Origin of the sequence: Halomonas saccharevitans (assembly GCF_900116405.1) — a bacterium.
GTDB classification, from domain to species: Bacteria; Pseudomonadota; Gammaproteobacteria; order Pseudomonadales; family Halomonadaceae; genus Halomonas; species Halomonas saccharevitans.
Map to the genome: position 1 here is coordinate 1 of NZ_FPAQ01000053.1, position 15,682 is coordinate 15,682.

A 15,682-nucleotide genomic window follows, 5' to 3' on the forward strand; every position below is an offset into this window, starting at 1 on the left:
AGCGTCTCGCTGTTGCCGTCGTGTCCGGCCGCATCATTGAAGCGGCGGTCTTGCCGGCGCCCTGCGAGGAAGGCGTATTCTACATGACCGGCGTTTCTTGTCAACCCGTCGAGGCGTTCCGAAGAAGCGAAGCGGGTGACCGAAACCTCATCTCGCCAGAGCGAAGTGAGTGCCGATCGAGTGGTGTGCATTCTACCGAATGCGGCGAGTTCGTCAAGCGGGAATTTTCAAAGCGACTTCGAAAAACCCAAATGGAAACAAGCACTTCCACCACTATTACCGCCTGCAACGTTTGCCCGTTGCCGGCAGCGGATGCATACTTTACGGATTTCCCCGGCACCGCGCAAGGCCTCGATGAAGAAAAATGTCAGGACCGTGTCGCGGCCGTGACGAGGCGATGACCGAAAGCTTATCCACAACGCCTTCGAGCGCGCGGCGCGACGACCGGGTGTGGATAGTTTTTCCGCCCTCCGGAGACACGAACGCCCGCGCGAGGCGGGCGTTCGTAGCGGGGCGAGTCTAACGACTCAGCTGGCGGAGGGCGAGTGCTTCAGCTTGCGCATCAGCGCCATCGCCGGCCCGGAGGCTACGTAGGCACCGAACAGCAGCAGCAGCATCACCGAGGGCTCGATGGAGATCACCACGAAGCCCAGCACGATGGCCAGCAGGAAGACGAAGGGCACCGGCCCCTTGAGATCCACGTCCTTGAAGCTGTAATAGCGGATGTTGCTGACCATCAGCACCCCGGCGGCTGCCACCACGAAGAGCATCAGCAGCTTGAAGCCGAAGGCCTCGGCATCGAAGCTGTGGAAGGTCCAGACGCTGGCCGCTACCAGGGCCGCCGCCGAAGGGCTCGGCAGGCCGATGAACCACTTCTTGTCGACGCTGCCGATCTGCACGTTGAAGCGCGCCAGGCGCAGGGCGGCGCAGGCCACATAGAGAAAGGCGACCACCCAGCCGGTCTTGCCGATGTCCTGCAGGATCCAGATGAAGGCCACCAGACCCGGCGCCACGCCGAAGGAGAGCATGTCGGAGAGGGAGTCGTATTCGGCGCCGAAGTCGCTCTGGGTGTTCGTCATTCGGGCCACCCGGCCGTCCAGGCCATCCAGCACCATGGCGATGAAGATGGCGATGGAGGCCATGGTAAAGTCGCCGTTGACGGCGGCCACCATGGCGAAGAAACCCGAGAACAGCGCCGAGGTGGTGAACAGGTTGGGCAGCAGATAGATCCCCTTGCGGCGAATCTTCTTGCCGCCCTCCTCGGCCTCCTCGATGACCTCCGACTCGCGCACGAAGGTCGTTGCCAGGTCCTCCTCGCCCGAATGGCCTGGCTCATGCTCGCTGCTGTGCGGATCCCGACTCATCTGTCTCTTCCATCGCCTTGGGTGTCGTTCCATTCTACACACACCGTGACGAAACACTCACGAGGGCAACACTCTCGACGTACTTCCTGGCACTCTCTACGTCCTTCCTCGCACTCCCTACGCCTTTCCTGGCACTTTCCCGGGCCCCGAACGCAGAAAGGGCGCGGATGTCCGCGCCCTCGAGTCGTTGAAACGGATCCTCAGATCAGTTCTTCGACTTGTCGACCAGCTGGTTGGCGGCGATCCACGGCATCATGCCGCGCAGCTTCTCGCCGACCTGCTCGATCGGGTGCTCGGCGTTGAGGCGACGACGCGCGGTCATCGAGGGGTAGTTGGTGTTGCCCTCGTTGATGAACATCTTGGCGTACTCGCCGGTCTGGATGCGCTTGAGCGCATTGCGCATGGCCTCACGAGACTGCTCGTTGATCACCTCGGTGCCGGTCACGTACTCGCCATACTCCGCGTTATTGGAGATGGAGTAGTTCATGTTGGCGATGCCGCCCTCGTACATCAGGTCGACGATCAGCTTGAGCTCGTGCAGGCACTCGAAGTAGGCCATCTCCGGCTCGTAGCCCGCCTCGGTCAGAGTCTCGAAGCCGGCCTTGACCAGTTCCACGGCGCCGCCGCACAGCACGGCCTGCTCGCCGAACAGATCGGTCTCGGTCTCATCCTTGAAGGAGGTCTCGATGATGCCGCTGCGCCCGCCGCCGATGGCTGCGGCGTAGGAAAGCGAGAGCTCCTTGGCGCTGCCGGTGGCATCCTGGTGGATGGCGATCAGGTCCGGAATGCCGCCGCCGCGCACGAACTCGGAACGCACGGTGTGGCCCGGGGCCTTGGGTGCGATCATTACCACGTCCAGATCCTTGCGCGGCTCGATCTGGTTGTAGTGGATATTGAAGCCGTGAGCGAAGGCCAGGGTGGCGCCCTGCTTCAGGTTCGGCTCGACCTGGGTCTCATAGATCGCCTTCTGGTTTTCGTCCGGTGCCAGGAGCATCACCACGTCGGCGCTCTTGCTGGCGTCCTCGACGGAGGCGACCTTGAGGCCGGCGGCCTCGGCCTTGGCGGCGGAGGAAGAGCCTGCGCGCAGGGCGACGGTGACGTCGACCCCGGACTCCTTGAGGTTGTTGGCGTGGGCATGACCCTGTGAACCGTAGCCCACGATGGCGACTTTCTTGCCCTGGATGAGGGAGAGGTCGCAATCCTTATCGTAGTAAACGCGCATGACGTGCTCCTGAAACGGAAAATGGTGTCGATCGATGTTCAAAGTTGGCGTTCAGCGTTGATGGCCACCCGTGCCGTCTGTCGCGGCACTGGGATTCGATGCAGCCGATGAGTTCACCTTACGCCAGCGCCAGCGTTGCGTAAAACGCTATATTTGCAATGCAATATCCCGATTTGTGCAATAATAATCCCCATGGACATGCGCCCCCTCAAGCACTTCCTCGCCCTGGCCGAGACCCTGCATTTCGGTCGCGCCAGCGAGGCTTGCCACGTCAGCTCCTCGACCCTCTCCCGCACGATCCGCCAGCTCGAGGAGAGCCTGGGCGTACCTCTCTTCGAGCGTGACAACCGCCATGTAGCGCTGACCCGACAGGGCCGCACCTTCCTGGCCTATGCCCGAGAGGCCCTGGAGGAGTGGGAGCGGCTGCGCCAGTCGCTGATGAGCGAGGCGCGCACCCTGACCGGCGAGATCAGCATCTACTGCTCGGTGACCGCGAGCTACAGCTTCCTCTATGAGCTGCTGAGCGAATTCCGTACCCGCTACCCGGGCATCGAGCTCAAGCTGCACACCGGCGATCCGGCCCAGTCGATCCAGCGGGTGCTGGCCGGCAACGAGGACATGGCGATCACCCCGCGCCCCCGCCAGTCGCCCGACGCGCTGGGCTTCAAGTCGCTGACCCGCTCGCCGCTGGTGTTCATCGCGCCCCACGAGGCCCACGACTGGATCCCAACCACGCCCGAGTCGCCGTCTGCCGAACAGTGGCGCGAGGTGCCGATGATCCTCTCCGAGGCGGGGCTCTCTCGCCAGTACAGCGACACCTGGTTCCGGGCACTGGGCGTGGCGCCGCGCATCTACGCCCAGGTGGCGGGTCACGAGGCCATCGTCAGCATGGTGGGGCTGGGCTTCGGCCTCGGCGTGGTGCCGCGGATCGTGCTCGATACCAGCCCGCTGGCGGAGCGCGTGCGGATCCTGCCGGTCAAGCCGGAGCTGCCCCACTACGACGTCGGCCTGTGCGTGCTCGAGCGGCGACTGAAGAGTCCGCTGATCGCCGCGCTCTGGGACGAGGTCGCCGAGCGCTTCTGATCGGCCGGGCATCGTGCCTGACCGTTGCACACGGCACCTGACTCCCCACATACAAAAGCGCCGCCCCGAAGGGCGGCGCTGTAGGCGTCGAGCTTGTGGCGAGAGCCACCCGACTCGCGGTCGTGCAGGCGCTAGAGGGAGAGCACCTTGTCGCCCCGGGCAATTCCCGAGACGCCGGTGCGCGCCACCTCGAGCAGGCCCACCGGCGCCATGGCCTGCAGGAAGGCATCCAGCTTGCCCGCATCGCCGGTGATCTGCACCGTGTAGAGGCTCGGCGTCACGTCGACGATCTGCGCGCGGAAGATGTCCACGGTGCGCTTCACCTCGTCACGGGCCGCGCCCAGGGCCTTGACCTTGACCAGCATCAGCTCGCGCTCGATGTGGTTGCCCTCAGTCAGGTCCACCAGCTTGACCACGTCGATCAGCTTGTTGAGGTGCTTGGTGATCTGCTCGATCACCCGGTCGTCCCCGACGGTAGTCACGGTCAGCCGCGACAGGCTGGGGTCCTCGGTGGGCGCCACGTTCAGCGTTTCGATGTTGAAGTTGCGCTGCGAGAACAGCCCCACCACGCGAGACAGGGCGCCCGGTTCGTTTTCCATCAGAATCGAGATGATATGGCGCATCAGGTCCGCTCCGTCTTGGAAAGCAGCATGTCACGCATGGAGCCCAGGGGCACATGCATCGGATAGACGTGCTCGTGCGGGTCGACGAGGACATCGAGAAACACCAGCTCGTGCTTGTCGGCAAAGGTCCTTTCCAGTGCCGGCTCGAGATCCGCCAGTGTCTCCACCCGCAGCGCGGTGAAGCCATATGCTTCGATCAACTGCTGAAAGTTGGGCAGCGACTCCATGTAGGAGTGCGCATGGCGGGACTTGTAGTTGAGGTCCTGCCACTGGCGCACCATGCCAAGCGAAGCGTTGTTGAGGTTGACGATCTTCACGCCGCCCCCGAACTGCTTACAGGTCGACAGCTCCTGCATCATCATCTGGAAGCTGCCCTCCCCGGTCACGCAGATCACCTGCTCCTCGGGGAAGTTGTGCTTGATGCCCATGGCCGCCGGGAAGCCGAAGCCCATGGTGCCGAGCCCGCCCGAGGTGATGAAGCGGTTGGGCTTGTCGAACTTGTAGTACTGGGCCGCGAACATCTGGTGCTGGCCCACGTCGGTGGTCACGTAGGCCTCGCCCCGGGTCGCCCGGCAAAGCGCCTCGATGACCTCCTGGGGCTTGATCGGCTCGTCGGATTTCGACGGCTCGTAGAGTCGACCCTGGCGCTCCTCGCGCCAGCCATCGATCTGCGTCCACCAGTCGGCCAGCTCCTCCGGGTGGGCGATCTCCTGGCCCTGCACCAGGCTGATCATCTCATTGATCACACTGCTCGCCGGGCCGACGATGGGCACGTCGGCGCGCACCGTCTTGGAGACGGAACTCGGATCGATGTCGACGTGGATGATCTTGGCGGTGGGGCAGAACTTGGAGGTGTTGTTGGTGACGCGATCATCGAAGCGCGCACCGATGGCGATGATCAGGTCGGCATGGTGCATGGCCATGTTCGACTCATAGGAGCCGTGCATGCCCAGCCACCCCAGGCACTGCCGATCGCTCTGCGGATAGGCGCCGATGCCCATCAGCGTGGTGGTGATCGGATAGCCCAGCCGCCGCACCAAGTCTGTCAACCCCTCGCAGGCGTTGCCGGTGACCACACCGCCGCCGGTGTAGAACACCGGGCGCCGGGCCTTGAGCATCAGCTCCACGGCCTTCTTGATCTGGCCGGTGTGGCCGCGAGTGACCGGGTTGTACGAGCGCATCTTGACCTTCTTGGGGTAGACGTACTCGTAGCGTTCGGTGGGCGCGGTCATGTCCTTGGGAATGTCCACCACCACCGGACCGGGGCGCCCGGTCGCGGCCAGGTAGTAGGCCTTCTTGAGGACTTCGGGAATCTCGGACGGATGCCGGATAGAAAAGCTGTGCTTAACGATCGGCCGGGTCACGCCGACGATGTCGGTCTCCTGGAAGGCGTCGTCGCCGATCAGGTGACTCATCACCTGGCCGCACAACACCACCATGGGAATCGAGTCCATGTAGGCGGTGGCGATGCCGGTGACGGCGTTGGTCGCCCCGGGTCCGGAGGTCACCAGCACCGTGCCGGGCTTGCCGGAGGCCCGGGCGTAGCCGTCGGCGGCGTGCGTGGCGGCCTGTTCGTGGCGCACCAGAATGTGCTTGACCTTGTCCTGACGAAACAGCGCGTCGTAGATGTGCAGCGCCGCCCCGCCGGGATACCCATAGATATATTCGACGCCCTCATCCTGGAGGAAGCGGGCAATCATGTCTGCGCCGGAAAGCAGTTCCACAGATGTATCTCCCCTGGAGGTCTCGAGTGCGCTCCGCGCCCACCGTGGGGACACGAAGTCGAGTGCGGCGGTATGCCGCTGCCGGCCTTGCCGGCACCTGATGCCAAACCCTGGCAGTAAGGGCCCTGTTGGGGCCTGCACTCTCATCACGGCGGGTTGCCGCGTCGGGGCGTTGGCCAGGCCGGGCGGTTGGCCCGGACCCGGAAGTCCTTCGGCGGGTAGAGGCACTCGGCCTACCCTTCGCGCGGGGATGGGGGATTGCCCGCTGGCATCCGCGCCCGTTATCAGGAAGGCTCAAGATTCCATTAGCGTTGTTGGCGTGTCAACCGCGGAAACTACGTGGGTAGCCCATGACGGGCGATTCGGCAAGTCTGGACGATCACGCCGAGCCAGCATGGCGCCCATTGCATGGCGCCCAAAAAAGAGCCCGTCGGCTCACTGGGGAGCGACGGGCAATGGGGGTTACAGGACGCAACCTGAAATTCAGTCTAGTCCGTTGTCGTCCGGGCGTCGGGCGACAACGGTAACGCTTTGTGGCGGTTTGTGGCGCTTTGTGGGGCCCGACGCGACGGGCTCCAGACCAGGCCCTCAGCTCTGGAACACCAGCCGGTCACCCTCCGCCTCGACGCGGATGACATCGCCGGGCGAGAACTTGCCGGCCAGCAGATCCTGAGCCAGCGGGTTCTCGATGCGGCTCTGGATCGCCCGCTTGAGCGGTCGCGCGCCGAACACCGGATCGAAGCCGGCCACGGCCAGCTGCGCCAGGGCCGCGTCGCTGACCTCGAGCGACAGCTCGTGCTCAACGAGCCGGGCGCGCAGCCGCTCGAGCTGGATGCCGGCGATGGCCTGGATCTGCGCCTGGCCGAGGGCGTGGAACACCACCACCTCGTCGATGCGGTTGATCAGCTCCGGACGGAAGTGATCACCCACCACCGCCATCACCATCTCCTTCATCTGCGCGTAGTTGCTCTCCGCATCGCCGCTGTCATCGCCGCCCATGCGCTGGATGATGTCCGAGCCCATGTTGGAGGTCATCACGATCACGGTGTTGCGGAAATCCACGGTGCGCCCCTGACCGTCGGTGAGACGACCGTCCTCCAGCACCTGCAGCAGGATATTGAACACATCGGCATGCGCCTTCTCCACCTCGTCGAGCAGCAGCACCGAGTAGGGCTTGCGGCGCACCGCCTCGGTCAGGTAGCCGCCCTCCTCATAGCCGACGTAGCCGGGAGGCGCGCCGATCAGCCGGGCCACGGAGTGCTTTTCCATGAACTCCGACATGTCGATGCGCACCATCGCCTCCTCGGTGTCGAACAGGAAGTTCGCCAGCGACTTGCACAGCTCCGTCTTACCCACCCCGGTCGGGCCGAGGAACAGGAAGGAACCGTTGGGGCGATTGGGATCGGCGAGCCCGGCGCGTGAACGGCGCACCGCGTTGGCCACGGCGGTGACCGCCTCATCCTGGCCGATCACCCGCTCATGCAGCGCCTCCTCCATGCGCAACAGCTTGTCGCGCTCGCCCTCGAGCATCTTGGCCACCGGGATGCCGGTCCAGCGGGAGACCACTTCGGCGATCTCCTCCTCGGTGACGTTGGAACGCAGCAGCTGATGCTTGGCGGTGCTGGTGTCGGCCTCGGCCTCCACGCTCTCGGCGATCTTCTTCTCCAGGCCGGGAATCACCCCGTACTGGATCTCGGACATGCGCGCCAGGTCGCCCTGGCGGCGGGCCTGCTCCAGGTCGATGCGCGCGCGATCGAGCTCGTCCTTGAACTGCGCCGCCCCCTGGATGCTGGCCTTCTCGGCCTTCCAGATCTCGTCGAGGTCGGCGTACTCGCGCTCGAGCTCCTCGATCTGCCCCTCCAGCCCCTCGAGGCGCTTCTTCGAGGCCTCATCGGTCTCCTTCTTGAGGTGCTCACGCTCCATCTTCAGCTGGATCAGCCGGCGATCGAGACGGTCCATCTCCTCGGGCTTGGAGTCGAGCTCCATACGAATCCGCGAGGAGGCCTCGTCGATCAGGTCGATGGCCTTGTCGGGCAGCTGGCGATCGGTGATGTAGCGGGTCGAGAGCTTGGCTGCGGCGATGATCGCCCCGTCGGTGATATCGACGCCGTGGTGCACCTCGTAGCGCTCCTTGAGGCCGCGCAGGATGGCCACGGTATCCTCCTCGGAGGGCTCGTCGACCAGCACCTTCTGGAAGCGACGCTCCAGGGCCGCATCCTTCTCGATGTACTTGCGGTACTCGTCGAGGGTAGTGGCACCCACGCAGTGCAGCTCACCGCGGGCCAGGGCCGGCTTGAGCATGTTGCCGGCGTCCATGGAACCCTCGGCCTTGCCAGCACCGACCATGGTGTGCAGTTCGTCGATGAACAGGATCACCCGTCCCTCTTCCTGGGACAGCTCCTTGAGCACCGACTTCAGGCGCTCCTCGAACTCGCCGCGAAACTTGGCGCCGGCCAGCAGAGCGCCCATGTCCAGCGACAGCACGCGCTTGTTCTTGAGGCCCTCCGGCACCTCGCCGTCGACGATGCGCTGCGCGAGCCCCTCGACGATGGCGGTCTTACCGACGCCGGGCTCGCCGATCAGCACCGGGTTGTTCTTGGTACGCCGCTGCAGCACCTGAATGGTGCGCCGAATCTCATCGTCGCGGCCGATCACCGGGTCGATCTTGCCGCTGGCGGCGCGCTCGTTGAGATCCAGGGTGTACTTGGCCAGCGCCTCGCGCTGATCCTCGGCGTTGGGATCATCCACCGTTTCGCCGCCGCGCACGCTGTCGACGGCGGTCTCCAGCGCCTTGCGGGTCAGTCCGGCCTGGGTCAGCAGCTTGGTCAGCGCGCCGCCCATCTCCAGCGCGGCGAGCAGCACCAGCTCGCTCGCGATGTACTGATCGCCGCGCTTCTGGGCCTCACGGTCGGTGAGGTTGAAGAGCTTGATCAGATCGCGGGAGGGCTGCACCTCACCGTCGAAGTTGGCAACCTTGGGCAGGTCGTCGAGATGGCCCACCAGGGCGTCGCGCAGCCGCGCGGCATCGGCGCCGGCCTTCTGCACCAGCGCCTTGACGCCGGTATCGGTGGCCTCCAGCAGCGCCAGCAGCAGGTGACCGGGCTCCAGCTGGTTGTGACCGCGGCCCACGGCCAGGGACTGGGCGTCGGCCACGGCGTTCTGCAGCTTGGCGGTGAACTTGTCGAATTGCATGGGAATTCCTCCATCGGGGTAGCGGCGCGTTTGGACGCGCCGCGTGGCCCTGTCAATGTGTCTTGAGGGCTTCAATGGAGTCAGCATGGTCGGCTTTCAAGTCACCGGCCAGGGAAAGGCCGCAGGGAGTTGACGCGCATCAAGGGCCAAGCAGCCAGGATGGCTCAAAAGCGCAGGGAGCAAACCAGCGGGGTTCTTCTACCTCAACCAGATCACGCTGGCCATGCGGCCGGTGACGCCGTCGTCGCGGCGGTGGGAGTAGAAGCGCGGCTCGCAGGCGGTGCAGAAGTGGCCGCCGCTGATATGCGATACGCCGAGGCGCTCCAGGCGCAGGCGGGCGAGCTTGTAGAGGTCGGCCATGTAGTGACCGAGCCGGTAGGGGCTCGGATCGAAGGCCGCCTCGGCCTCGGGGTGCACGCCGACGAAGGCCTGCTGTACCTCGGGCCCGACCTCGAACTGGGCGTTGGAGATCGCCGGGCCCAGCCAGGCCATCAGCGCCTCCGGCGCCAGGCCCATCGCCCCTACCGTCGCCTCGATCACGCCGCCGGCGAGCCCGCGCCAGCCCGCGTGGATGGCCGCCACGCGGGTGCCGTGGCGGTCGCAGAGAAAGATCGGCAGGCAATCGGCGGTGAGCACCACGCAGGCATAGTCGGGGCTCATGGCCACGGCGGCGTCCGCCTCGGGCCTGGCAGCGGAGAAGCCCTGCTGCACCCGGGCGCCGTGCACCTGGTCGAGCCACAAGAGCGGACGGTCGCCGCCGACCTCCTTCTCCAGCTGACGACGGCACAGCGCCACGTGGTCCGGGTTGTCGCCCACGTGATCGGCCGCATTGAAGGCGGCGAAGGCGCCCTGGCTGGGGCCGGTTTCTCGGGTGGTGACGAAGGCTCCCACGTTTTCCGGGGCGGGCCAGTCGGGCAGGATCGGCGTCGGGCGCAGGTCGAAGGTATCGCTCATCACGGGGTCCTTGGCACGGAGCCTTAGCGCATGGTCTCGCCGTCTTCGCGCAGGAAGTCGAGCAGCATCAGCAGGTCGTCAGGCAGCGCCGCGCGAAAGGCCATCCGCTCGCCGCTTTCCGGGTGCACGAAGGCCAGCTTGCGGGCATGCAGCGCCTGACGAGGAAATTCACGCAGGATCTCCTTGAGCTGGTCGTCCGCACCGGCCGGCATCTTGAGGCGCCCGCCGTAGACCGGATCGCCGATCAGCGGATAGCGCACATGCGCCATGTGCACGCGGATCTGGTGAGTACGGCCGGTCTCGAGCTTGCAGCGCACGTGGGTGTGGGCGCGAAAGCGCTCGACCACCCGGTAGTGGGTCACCGCCGGCTTGCCCGAGGCGTTCACCGCCTGGCGCTTGCGATCACGCGGATGGCGCCCGATGGGGGCATCCACGGTGCCGCCGGCGGTCATCACGCCGACCACCACGGCATCGTACTCCCGCGACACGCTGCGTGCCTGCAGCTGTTCGACCAGCGCCGTCTGGGCGGCCAAGGTCTTGGCCACCACCATCAGGCCGCTGGTGTCCTTGTCCAGGCGATGCACGATGCCCGCCCGGGGGATCGTCGCCAACTGGGGGTCGTGATGCAGCAGCGCATTGAGCAGGGTGCCGTCGGGATTGCCGGCCGCGGGGTGGACCACCAGGCCCGGCGGTTTGTCGATCACCAGCACCTCGTCGTCCTCGTAGACCACCGTCAGCGGGATGTCCTCGGGCTCGAAGCGGGTGTCGTCGGCGATCTCGGCGGCGAGCACCAGGGCCTCGCCGCCGTAGACCTTGTCCTTGGGCTTGGCCGGCTGGCCGTCGAGGGTCAGGGCGCCGCTCTTGATCCAGGACTTGAGCCGCTCCCGGGAAAAATCGGCGAAGAGCTCGGCGGCGGCCTGGTCGAGGCGTTGGCCCGCCATGCGTTCGGGAACACGATGCTGGGCTTCGAGGGTCTGGGACATGGGTCGGAACGGGGCTCCGTGCGCACCGGGTGCGATGACTGCGTTTCGCCGCAAGGTGCTTTATAGTGGGCAGATACCGGCCGATTCTATCACGGCCGCCCGGGTTGTTAGACACGAGGATCACGATGCGCGTTATCACCTCCCCCGCTCGCCTGGCCGTTCTGATGCTGGCCGGCACACTGCTGTCCGGCTGTGCCGGCACCCCCGAGGAAGAGGAGCTCGACGGCGTCGCCGAACGCCAGCTCTACGAGGAGGGACGCGAGGCCCTCGAAGAGAGCAGCTACACCACGGCGATCAACCGGCTCGAGGCCATCGACACCCGCTATCCCTTCGGCGAGCATGCCGAGCAGGCCCAGCTCGAGCTGATCTACGCCTACTACCAGACCGACGACTGGGAGAGCGCCCGCGCCGCGGCGAGCCGCTTCATCCGCCTGCACCCAGACCACCCCCAGGTCGACTACGCCTACTACATGCGCGGCCTGGCCGCCTGGCAGGCGGGCCGTTTCAGCCTGGAGCGCCTGCGGGTCATCGATATCTCCAAGCGCGACCTGGGCGCCACCCGCGACGCCTACGCCGACTTCAGCGAGCTGATCCAGCGCTATCCGAGCAGCCAGTACGCCCCGGACGCCAAGCAGCGCATCGTCTATCTGCGCAACGTCCTGGCGCGCCACGAGCTGCACGTAGCCGATTTCTACCTGCGCAAGGGCGCCTACCTCGCCGCCGTGGAGCGCGGTCGCTGGGTGCTGGAGAACTACCCGCAGACACAAGCCAGCCGCGACGCCCTGGCGACGATGGTCGAGGGCTACCTGGGCCTGGGCATGCGCGACCGGGCCGGCGAGACCCTGCAGGTGCTGATCGACAACGCCCCGAACCACGACCGACTGCGCGGTCGCACCTTCCGGCCGCAGCACGTCAAGGCCGAGTCGCTGTCGGCCTGAAACTGAAGCGCAAAGCGCTGTAGGTCGCTGGCGACCGCCGGAAACCACAACGCCACCACCCGAGAGGGTGGTGGCGTTGTTTTGGGCGGGACGTTATACGAATTGAGAGGCCGTGATGGCTATTCGCCGGGCTGCCAGCCGTTGACGATGGGGTAGCGGCGGTCGCGGCCGAAGCCGCGGCGGGTGACGCGCACGCCCACCGGCGCCTGGCGGCGCTTGTACTCGCAGCGGTCGACCAGCTGGACCACCCGGTAGACATCCTCGCGATCGAAGCCCGCCGCGATGATCGCCTCGGCGCTCATGTCACCCTCGATGTAGCGCACCAGGATGGCGTCGAGCACGTCGTAGTCCGGCAGGCTGTCGCTGTCCTTTTGATCGGGGGCCAGTTCGGCGGAAGGCGGCCGCTCGATGACCCGCTCAGGGATAGCCGGCGACTCGGTGTTGCGCCAGCGGGCCAGGCGATAGACCCAGGTCTTGTAGACATCCTTGATGGCGTTGTAGCCGCCGACCATGTCGCCATAGAGGGTGGCGTAACCGACCGCCATCTCGCTCTTGTTGCCGGTGGTCAGCACCATCAGGCCTTTCTTGTTGGAGAGCGCCATCAGCAGCACGCCGCGACAGCGCGACTGCAGGTTCTCCTCGGTGGTGTCGCGCTCGGTGCCGGCGAAGCTCTCGGCGAGGGTCTCCATGAAGGCCTCGACCATCGACTCGATGGGCAGCACTTCGTAGTCGACTCCCAGCATCTCGGCCTGCTCGGCGGCGTCCTGCTTGGAGATATCCGCCGTGTAGTGGTAGGGCATCATCACCGCGTGGACGCGCTGCGGCCCCAGGGCATCGACGGCGATGGCGAGCGACAGCGCCGAGTCGATGCCGCCGGAGAGTCCCAGCACCACGCCCCCAAAACCGCTCTTATTGACGTAGTCGCGAAGGCCGGTGACCAGCGCGCAGTAGAGGTTCTCCTCCGGCGCCACCTCGGGCTCGGTCTCGCCGGCGCGCGGCACCCAGCGCTGCTGCTCGCGCACGAACTGCACCGGCATCAGGCCCACCGCCCAGTGGGGTGCCTGCACCATCAGCTCGCCGTCGGCGTTCACGCAGGCCGAGCCGCCGTCGAAGACCAGCTCGTCCTGCCCGCCGATCTGATTGACGTAGACGATGGGCAGCGCCACCTCGCGGGCACGCGCCTCGAGCAGCGCCAGGCGTTCGGCGGGCTTGTCCTGGTGGAACGGCGAGGCGTTCAGGGTGACGAGGATCTCGGCGCCGGCATCGCGCGCCTGGCGCACCGGCGTTTCGCTCCAGATGTCCTCGCAGATCAGGATGCCGAACTTGGCGCCCTTGTGCTCGATCACCAGCGGCTGGCTGCCGGTGGCGAAGTAGCGCTGCTCGTCAAACACCTCGTAGTTGGGCAGTGCCTGCTTGGCGTACTCGCCCAGCCACTCGCCGTTGTAGAGCACCCCGGCCAGGTTCCAGTTCTGCCCCTCCCGGCGCCCCGGGTAGCCGACAATGACCATGACATCGCGGGCCATCTTCTCGGCCATGCGGGCGCGAGCGTGGCGCAGGCGGGTCTCCATGGAGGGGCGCAGAAGCAGGTCCTCCGGCGGATAGCCGGTCAGGAAGAGCTCGGGCAGCACCACGATGTCGGCACCATGCTCGATGCGTGCCTCGCGTACCGTCTCGATGGCGCGGTCGGCGTTGCCGGGAACATCACCGACCAGCGGGTCGAACTGAGCCATCACCAGGGTCAGGTCTTGCATGGGCTTGGAAATCTCTCGAGAATCGATGGATAGTCGCCATTGTCCCGCAAGGGCGGCCGAGTGGCAAAGCCGGCCACCTCTCTCTGGGAGACCCACAAGGAATGAACCTGTTGCTGATTCGCCTGATCATCTTCGCCGTGCTGTTCTTCGCCGGCCTCAAGCTCTACCGCATGTACCGGGAATGGAAACTGGACCGGGACGGCCCGCAGCAGGAGGGCGACGAGGCGGGCAACCGCATGGTGCGCTGCCGCTGGTGTCAGGTGCACCTGCCCGAGGACGATGCGCTGCGCGAAAAGGGCGACTGGTTCTGCTCCGGCGACCACCGGGACAAGTACCTGTCGGAGCAGACGGAAGAACAGAACAAGGACGACTAGGGACAAGCCAGGCCGGTCGCTGACCCTCGGTTTCCATCACGACCGGCCGCCCTCACAGCGACGACAAGAGCCTCATCCATAGAGGAAAACGCCGCCCTCCACGTCCTCCTGGCGCACAGCGTCTGTACGATATCGCCTACGGCGGAAAAGGCCCGCCCGGCTAGCCTGAAGAATGACCCGCCATTCAGGCCATCGCCGGGAGAGCCTCATGCGCCCTGCTTTACGCACTGCTTTTCGTCGCCCCTCCCCTTACCGCCAGCGTGGCCTGACGCTGATCGAGCTGCTCGTCACTATCGCCGTGCTCGCCATCATCGCGACGATCGGTCTGCCGAACTTTCAGCAGTTCAGCGCCCGCAACGAGGTGGCGGCCGAGGTGATGCGGCTCAAAACTGCGCTGACGCTGACTCGCAGCGCGGCCATTACCCGCCGCTCCACCGTCACCCTCTGCCCCTCCGCCGATATGGCCCAGTGTCAGATCAGCAACAACGCCGACGGAAAAGCCTGGCTGGAGACTCTGGCCATTTTTGAGGGTGACGGCGAGCCGGGCGACCCGCTACTGCGCACCGTCGGCGAGAGCCAGCTGCCCTCCCTCACCTACCGTAACGATGATCGACCAGTGCGTTATAAATCACTGGGGCGATCGACGGGCTACAACGGCACCTTCCGGCTCTGCGGACGTAAGGAGGAAGGCGCTAGTGTCATCGTCAACAACGTTGGAAGGGTACGCGTGACGTCGTCTCGCCCGGCCGAGTGCTAACGTGCGATCAATCGCCATCGGCGCTCACCAAGGAGCCCCCGGATGATCTCGGCTCCCCTCAGGGTATGGCTCAGTTCAGGCAGATCGACAACGACATCCTGCATCTGTGCGGTCAGAACGCGCTGATACAGACCAGTAAGGACCTCGGGCTCGAGAAATATCAAGGCGGCGTGCGCATGGGCTATACGGGCATCGTGCTCAACACCTGTCGCATTTCCGCCGTGGTGCCGCTTTATTGGCTCAGGCTGGTAGAGGGCGGCCGGGAAGCGGAGTGGCAAGGGCGCAGCTGGACCGTTTCCCAGGTACCGCAGCGCTGATGGGACTACGACGGCCGCCTGGTTACCGAGAAGAATCCGATATCGGACTCCCCGGCACTGATTAGTTGTCGGGTCCCGTGTGATTGACCACCCGCTTGGTAAATAACTCAGGTCGCTTGGCCTGCCATTCCTTCATCACCGCAATCGGTGATTGATGGTGCAGCGCCTTCTGGGGAATGTGGTGATTGTATAGCCACGTATAGCGTTTCAGCGTCTGCTCCAGATCTTCTCCTGAGGTATAGCGCCTTGTCGCTAGCACATCGCTGATGCGGCCATTGAAGCGCTCCACCATGCCGTTCGTCTGCGGCCTTCCCGGCTTGATCAGACGATGTTCGATACCATCGGCCTGGCACTCTTGGTCAAATGCATGGTTCCCGCTGGGCTTTCGCTCACCGGCCCG

The 15,682-nt window shown here is 65.5% G+C and carries 15 protein-coding genes; 6 read left to right on the plus strand and 9 right to left on the minus strand.

Features of this window, described 5'->3' with window-relative positions; all coding sequences use genetic code 11:
* Window positions 1-401: hypothetical protein (locus BM388_RS17925; protein ID WP_175535135.1), on the plus strand; the 401-nt coding region annotated here is incomplete at its 5' end.
* A 126-nt stretch (window positions 402-527) separates the two neighbouring features.
* On the opposite strand, the gene pssA is transcribed toward BM388_RS17925, so the two are convergent.
* Window positions 528-1,364, minus strand: coding sequence for a CDP-diacylglycerol--serine O-phosphatidyltransferase (gene pssA, locus BM388_RS16260; RefSeq protein ID WP_089852084.1), 837 nt, complete (start codon window positions 1,362-1,364; stop codon window positions 528-530).
* Between the two features lie 205 nt (window positions 1,365-1,569).
* The gene (ilvC, locus tag BM388_RS16265) at window positions 1,570-2,622 is read right to left on the minus strand and encodes a ketol-acid reductoisomerase (protein ID WP_281245233.1); all 1,053 of its coding nucleotides are present in this window, start codon (window positions 2,620-2,622) and stop codon (window positions 1,570-1,572) included.
* Between the two features lie 156 nt (window positions 2,623-2,778).
* Here ilvC and ilvY point away from each other — a divergent pair, with 156 nt between their 5' ends.
* The gene (ilvY, locus tag BM388_RS16270; protein ID WP_089852088.1) at window positions 2,779-3,669 is read left to right on the plus strand and encodes an HTH-type transcriptional activator IlvY; all 891 of its coding nucleotides are present in this window, start codon (window positions 2,779-2,781) and stop codon (window positions 3,667-3,669) included.
* A gap of 131 nt (window positions 3,670-3,800) precedes the next feature.
* Here ilvY and ilvN read toward each other — a convergent pair whose 3' ends face one another.
* From ilvN to rluD, 5 genes are all read right to left on the minus strand, one after another.
* Window positions 3,801-4,292, minus strand: a complete 492-nt coding sequence (gene ilvN, locus BM388_RS16275) for an acetolactate synthase small subunit (protein ID WP_089852090.1) — start codon at window positions 4,290-4,292, stop codon at window positions 3,801-3,803.
* Window positions 4,292-6,016, minus strand: coding sequence for an acetolactate synthase 3 large subunit (locus tag BM388_RS16280; protein ID WP_089852092.1), 1,725 nt, complete (start codon window positions 6,014-6,016; stop codon window positions 4,292-4,294). The genes ilvN and BM388_RS16280 overlap by 1 nt, the downstream gene beginning before the upstream one ends.
* A gap of 588 nt (window positions 6,017-6,604) precedes the next feature.
* On the minus strand, window positions 6,605-9,208 hold the full coding sequence (gene clpB, locus BM388_RS16285) for an ATP-dependent chaperone ClpB (protein WP_089852094.1): 2,604 nt from the start codon (window positions 9,206-9,208) through the stop codon (window positions 6,605-6,607).
* Window positions 9,209-9,406: 198 nt separating this feature from the next.
* The gene (pgeF, locus tag BM388_RS16290) at window positions 9,407-10,162 is read right to left on the minus strand and encodes a peptidoglycan editing factor PgeF (RefSeq protein ID WP_089852096.1); all 756 of its coding nucleotides are present in this window, start codon (window positions 10,160-10,162) and stop codon (window positions 9,407-9,409) included.
* Between the two features lie 23 nt (window positions 10,163-10,185).
* Window positions 10,186-11,145 (minus strand): 23S rRNA pseudouridine(1911/1915/1917) synthase RluD, encoded by a 960-nt coding sequence (rluD, locus tag BM388_RS16295; RefSeq protein ID WP_089852098.1) that lies wholly within the window; start codon window positions 11,143-11,145, stop codon window positions 10,186-10,188.
* A gap of 125 nt (window positions 11,146-11,270) precedes the next feature.
* On the opposite strand from rluD, the gene BM388_RS16300 reads away from it, so the two are divergent.
* The gene (locus BM388_RS16300) at window positions 11,271-12,083 is read left to right on the plus strand and encodes an outer membrane protein assembly factor BamD (protein ID WP_089852100.1); all 813 of its coding nucleotides are present in this window, start codon (window positions 11,271-11,273) and stop codon (window positions 12,081-12,083) included.
* Between the two features lie 119 nt (window positions 12,084-12,202).
* Here BM388_RS16300 and BM388_RS16305 read toward each other — a convergent pair whose 3' ends face one another.
* Window positions 12,203-13,834: an NAD+ synthase gene (locus BM388_RS16305; RefSeq protein ID WP_089852102.1), complete on the minus strand. Its 1,632-nt coding sequence runs from the start codon at window positions 13,832-13,834 to the stop codon at window positions 12,203-12,205.
* 101 nt (window positions 13,835-13,935) lie between these two features.
* Here BM388_RS16305 and BM388_RS16310 point away from each other — a divergent pair, with 101 nt between their 5' ends.
* The 3 genes from BM388_RS16310 to BM388_RS16320 all read left to right on the plus strand — a co-directional run bounded on the left by BM388_RS16310 (window position 13,936) and on the right by BM388_RS16320 (window position 15,282).
* Window positions 13,936-14,208 carry a PP0621 family protein gene (locus BM388_RS16310; protein WP_089852104.1) on the plus strand — a complete coding sequence of 91 codons (273 nt, stop codon included), beginning with the start codon at window positions 13,936-13,938 and terminating at the stop codon, window positions 14,206-14,208.
* A 208-nt stretch (window positions 14,209-14,416) separates the two neighbouring features.
* Entirely contained in the window at window positions 14,417-14,965 is a 549-nt protein-coding gene (locus BM388_RS16315) for a GspH/FimT family pseudopilin (protein WP_175535136.1), read from the plus strand.
* A gap of 65 nt (window positions 14,966-15,030) precedes the next feature.
* Window positions 15,031-15,282 (plus strand): hypothetical protein, encoded by a 252-nt coding sequence (locus BM388_RS16320; RefSeq protein WP_089852108.1) that lies wholly within the window; start codon window positions 15,031-15,033, stop codon window positions 15,280-15,282.
* Window positions 15,283-15,343: 61 nt separating this feature from the next.
* Here the strand turns inward: BM388_RS16320 and BM388_RS16325 are convergent.
* The coding region (locus BM388_RS16325; RefSeq protein WP_139233970.1) for an integrase core domain-containing protein at window positions 15,344-15,682 on the minus strand (339 nt) is incomplete at its 5' end.

Bases quoted from the DNA above. Each gene is read 5' to 3' on its own strand.
- pssA (WP_089852084.1), bottom strand. From the start codon at position 1,364: ATGAGTCGGGATCCGCACAGCAGCGAGCATGAGCCAGGCCATTCGGGC.
- ilvY (WP_089852088.1), top strand. From the start codon at position 2,779: ATGGACATGCGCCCCCTCAAGCACTTCCTCGCCCTGGCCGAGACCCTG.
- ilvN (WP_089852090.1), bottom strand. From the start codon at position 4,292: ATGCGCCATATCATCTCGATTCTGATGGAAAACGAACCGGGCGCCCTG.
- clpB (WP_089852094.1), bottom strand. From the start codon at position 9,208: ATGCAATTCGACAAGTTCACCGCCAAGCTGCAGAACGCCGTGGCCGAC.
- pgeF (WP_089852096.1), bottom strand. From the start codon at position 10,162: ATGAGCGATACCTTCGACCTGCGCCCGACGCCGATCCTGCCCGACTGG.
- rluD (WP_089852098.1), bottom strand. From the start codon at position 11,145: ATGTCCCAGACCCTCGAAGCCCAGCATCGTGTTCCCGAACGCATGGCG.
- BM388_RS16300 (WP_089852100.1), top strand. From the start codon at position 11,271: ATGCGCGTTATCACCTCCCCCGCTCGCCTGGCCGTTCTGATGCTGGCC.
- BM388_RS16305 (WP_089852102.1), bottom strand. From the start codon at position 13,834: ATGCAAGACCTGACCCTGGTGATGGCTCAGTTCGACCCGCTGGTCGGT.
- BM388_RS16310 (WP_089852104.1), top strand. From the start codon at position 13,936: ATGAACCTGTTGCTGATTCGCCTGATCATCTTCGCCGTGCTGTTCTTC.
- BM388_RS16315 (WP_175535136.1), top strand. From the start codon at position 14,417: ATGCGCCCTGCTTTACGCACTGCTTTTCGTCGCCCCTCCCCTTACCGC.
- BM388_RS16320 (WP_089852108.1), top strand. From the start codon at position 15,031: ATGGCTCAGTTCAGGCAGATCGACAACGACATCCTGCATCTGTGCGGT.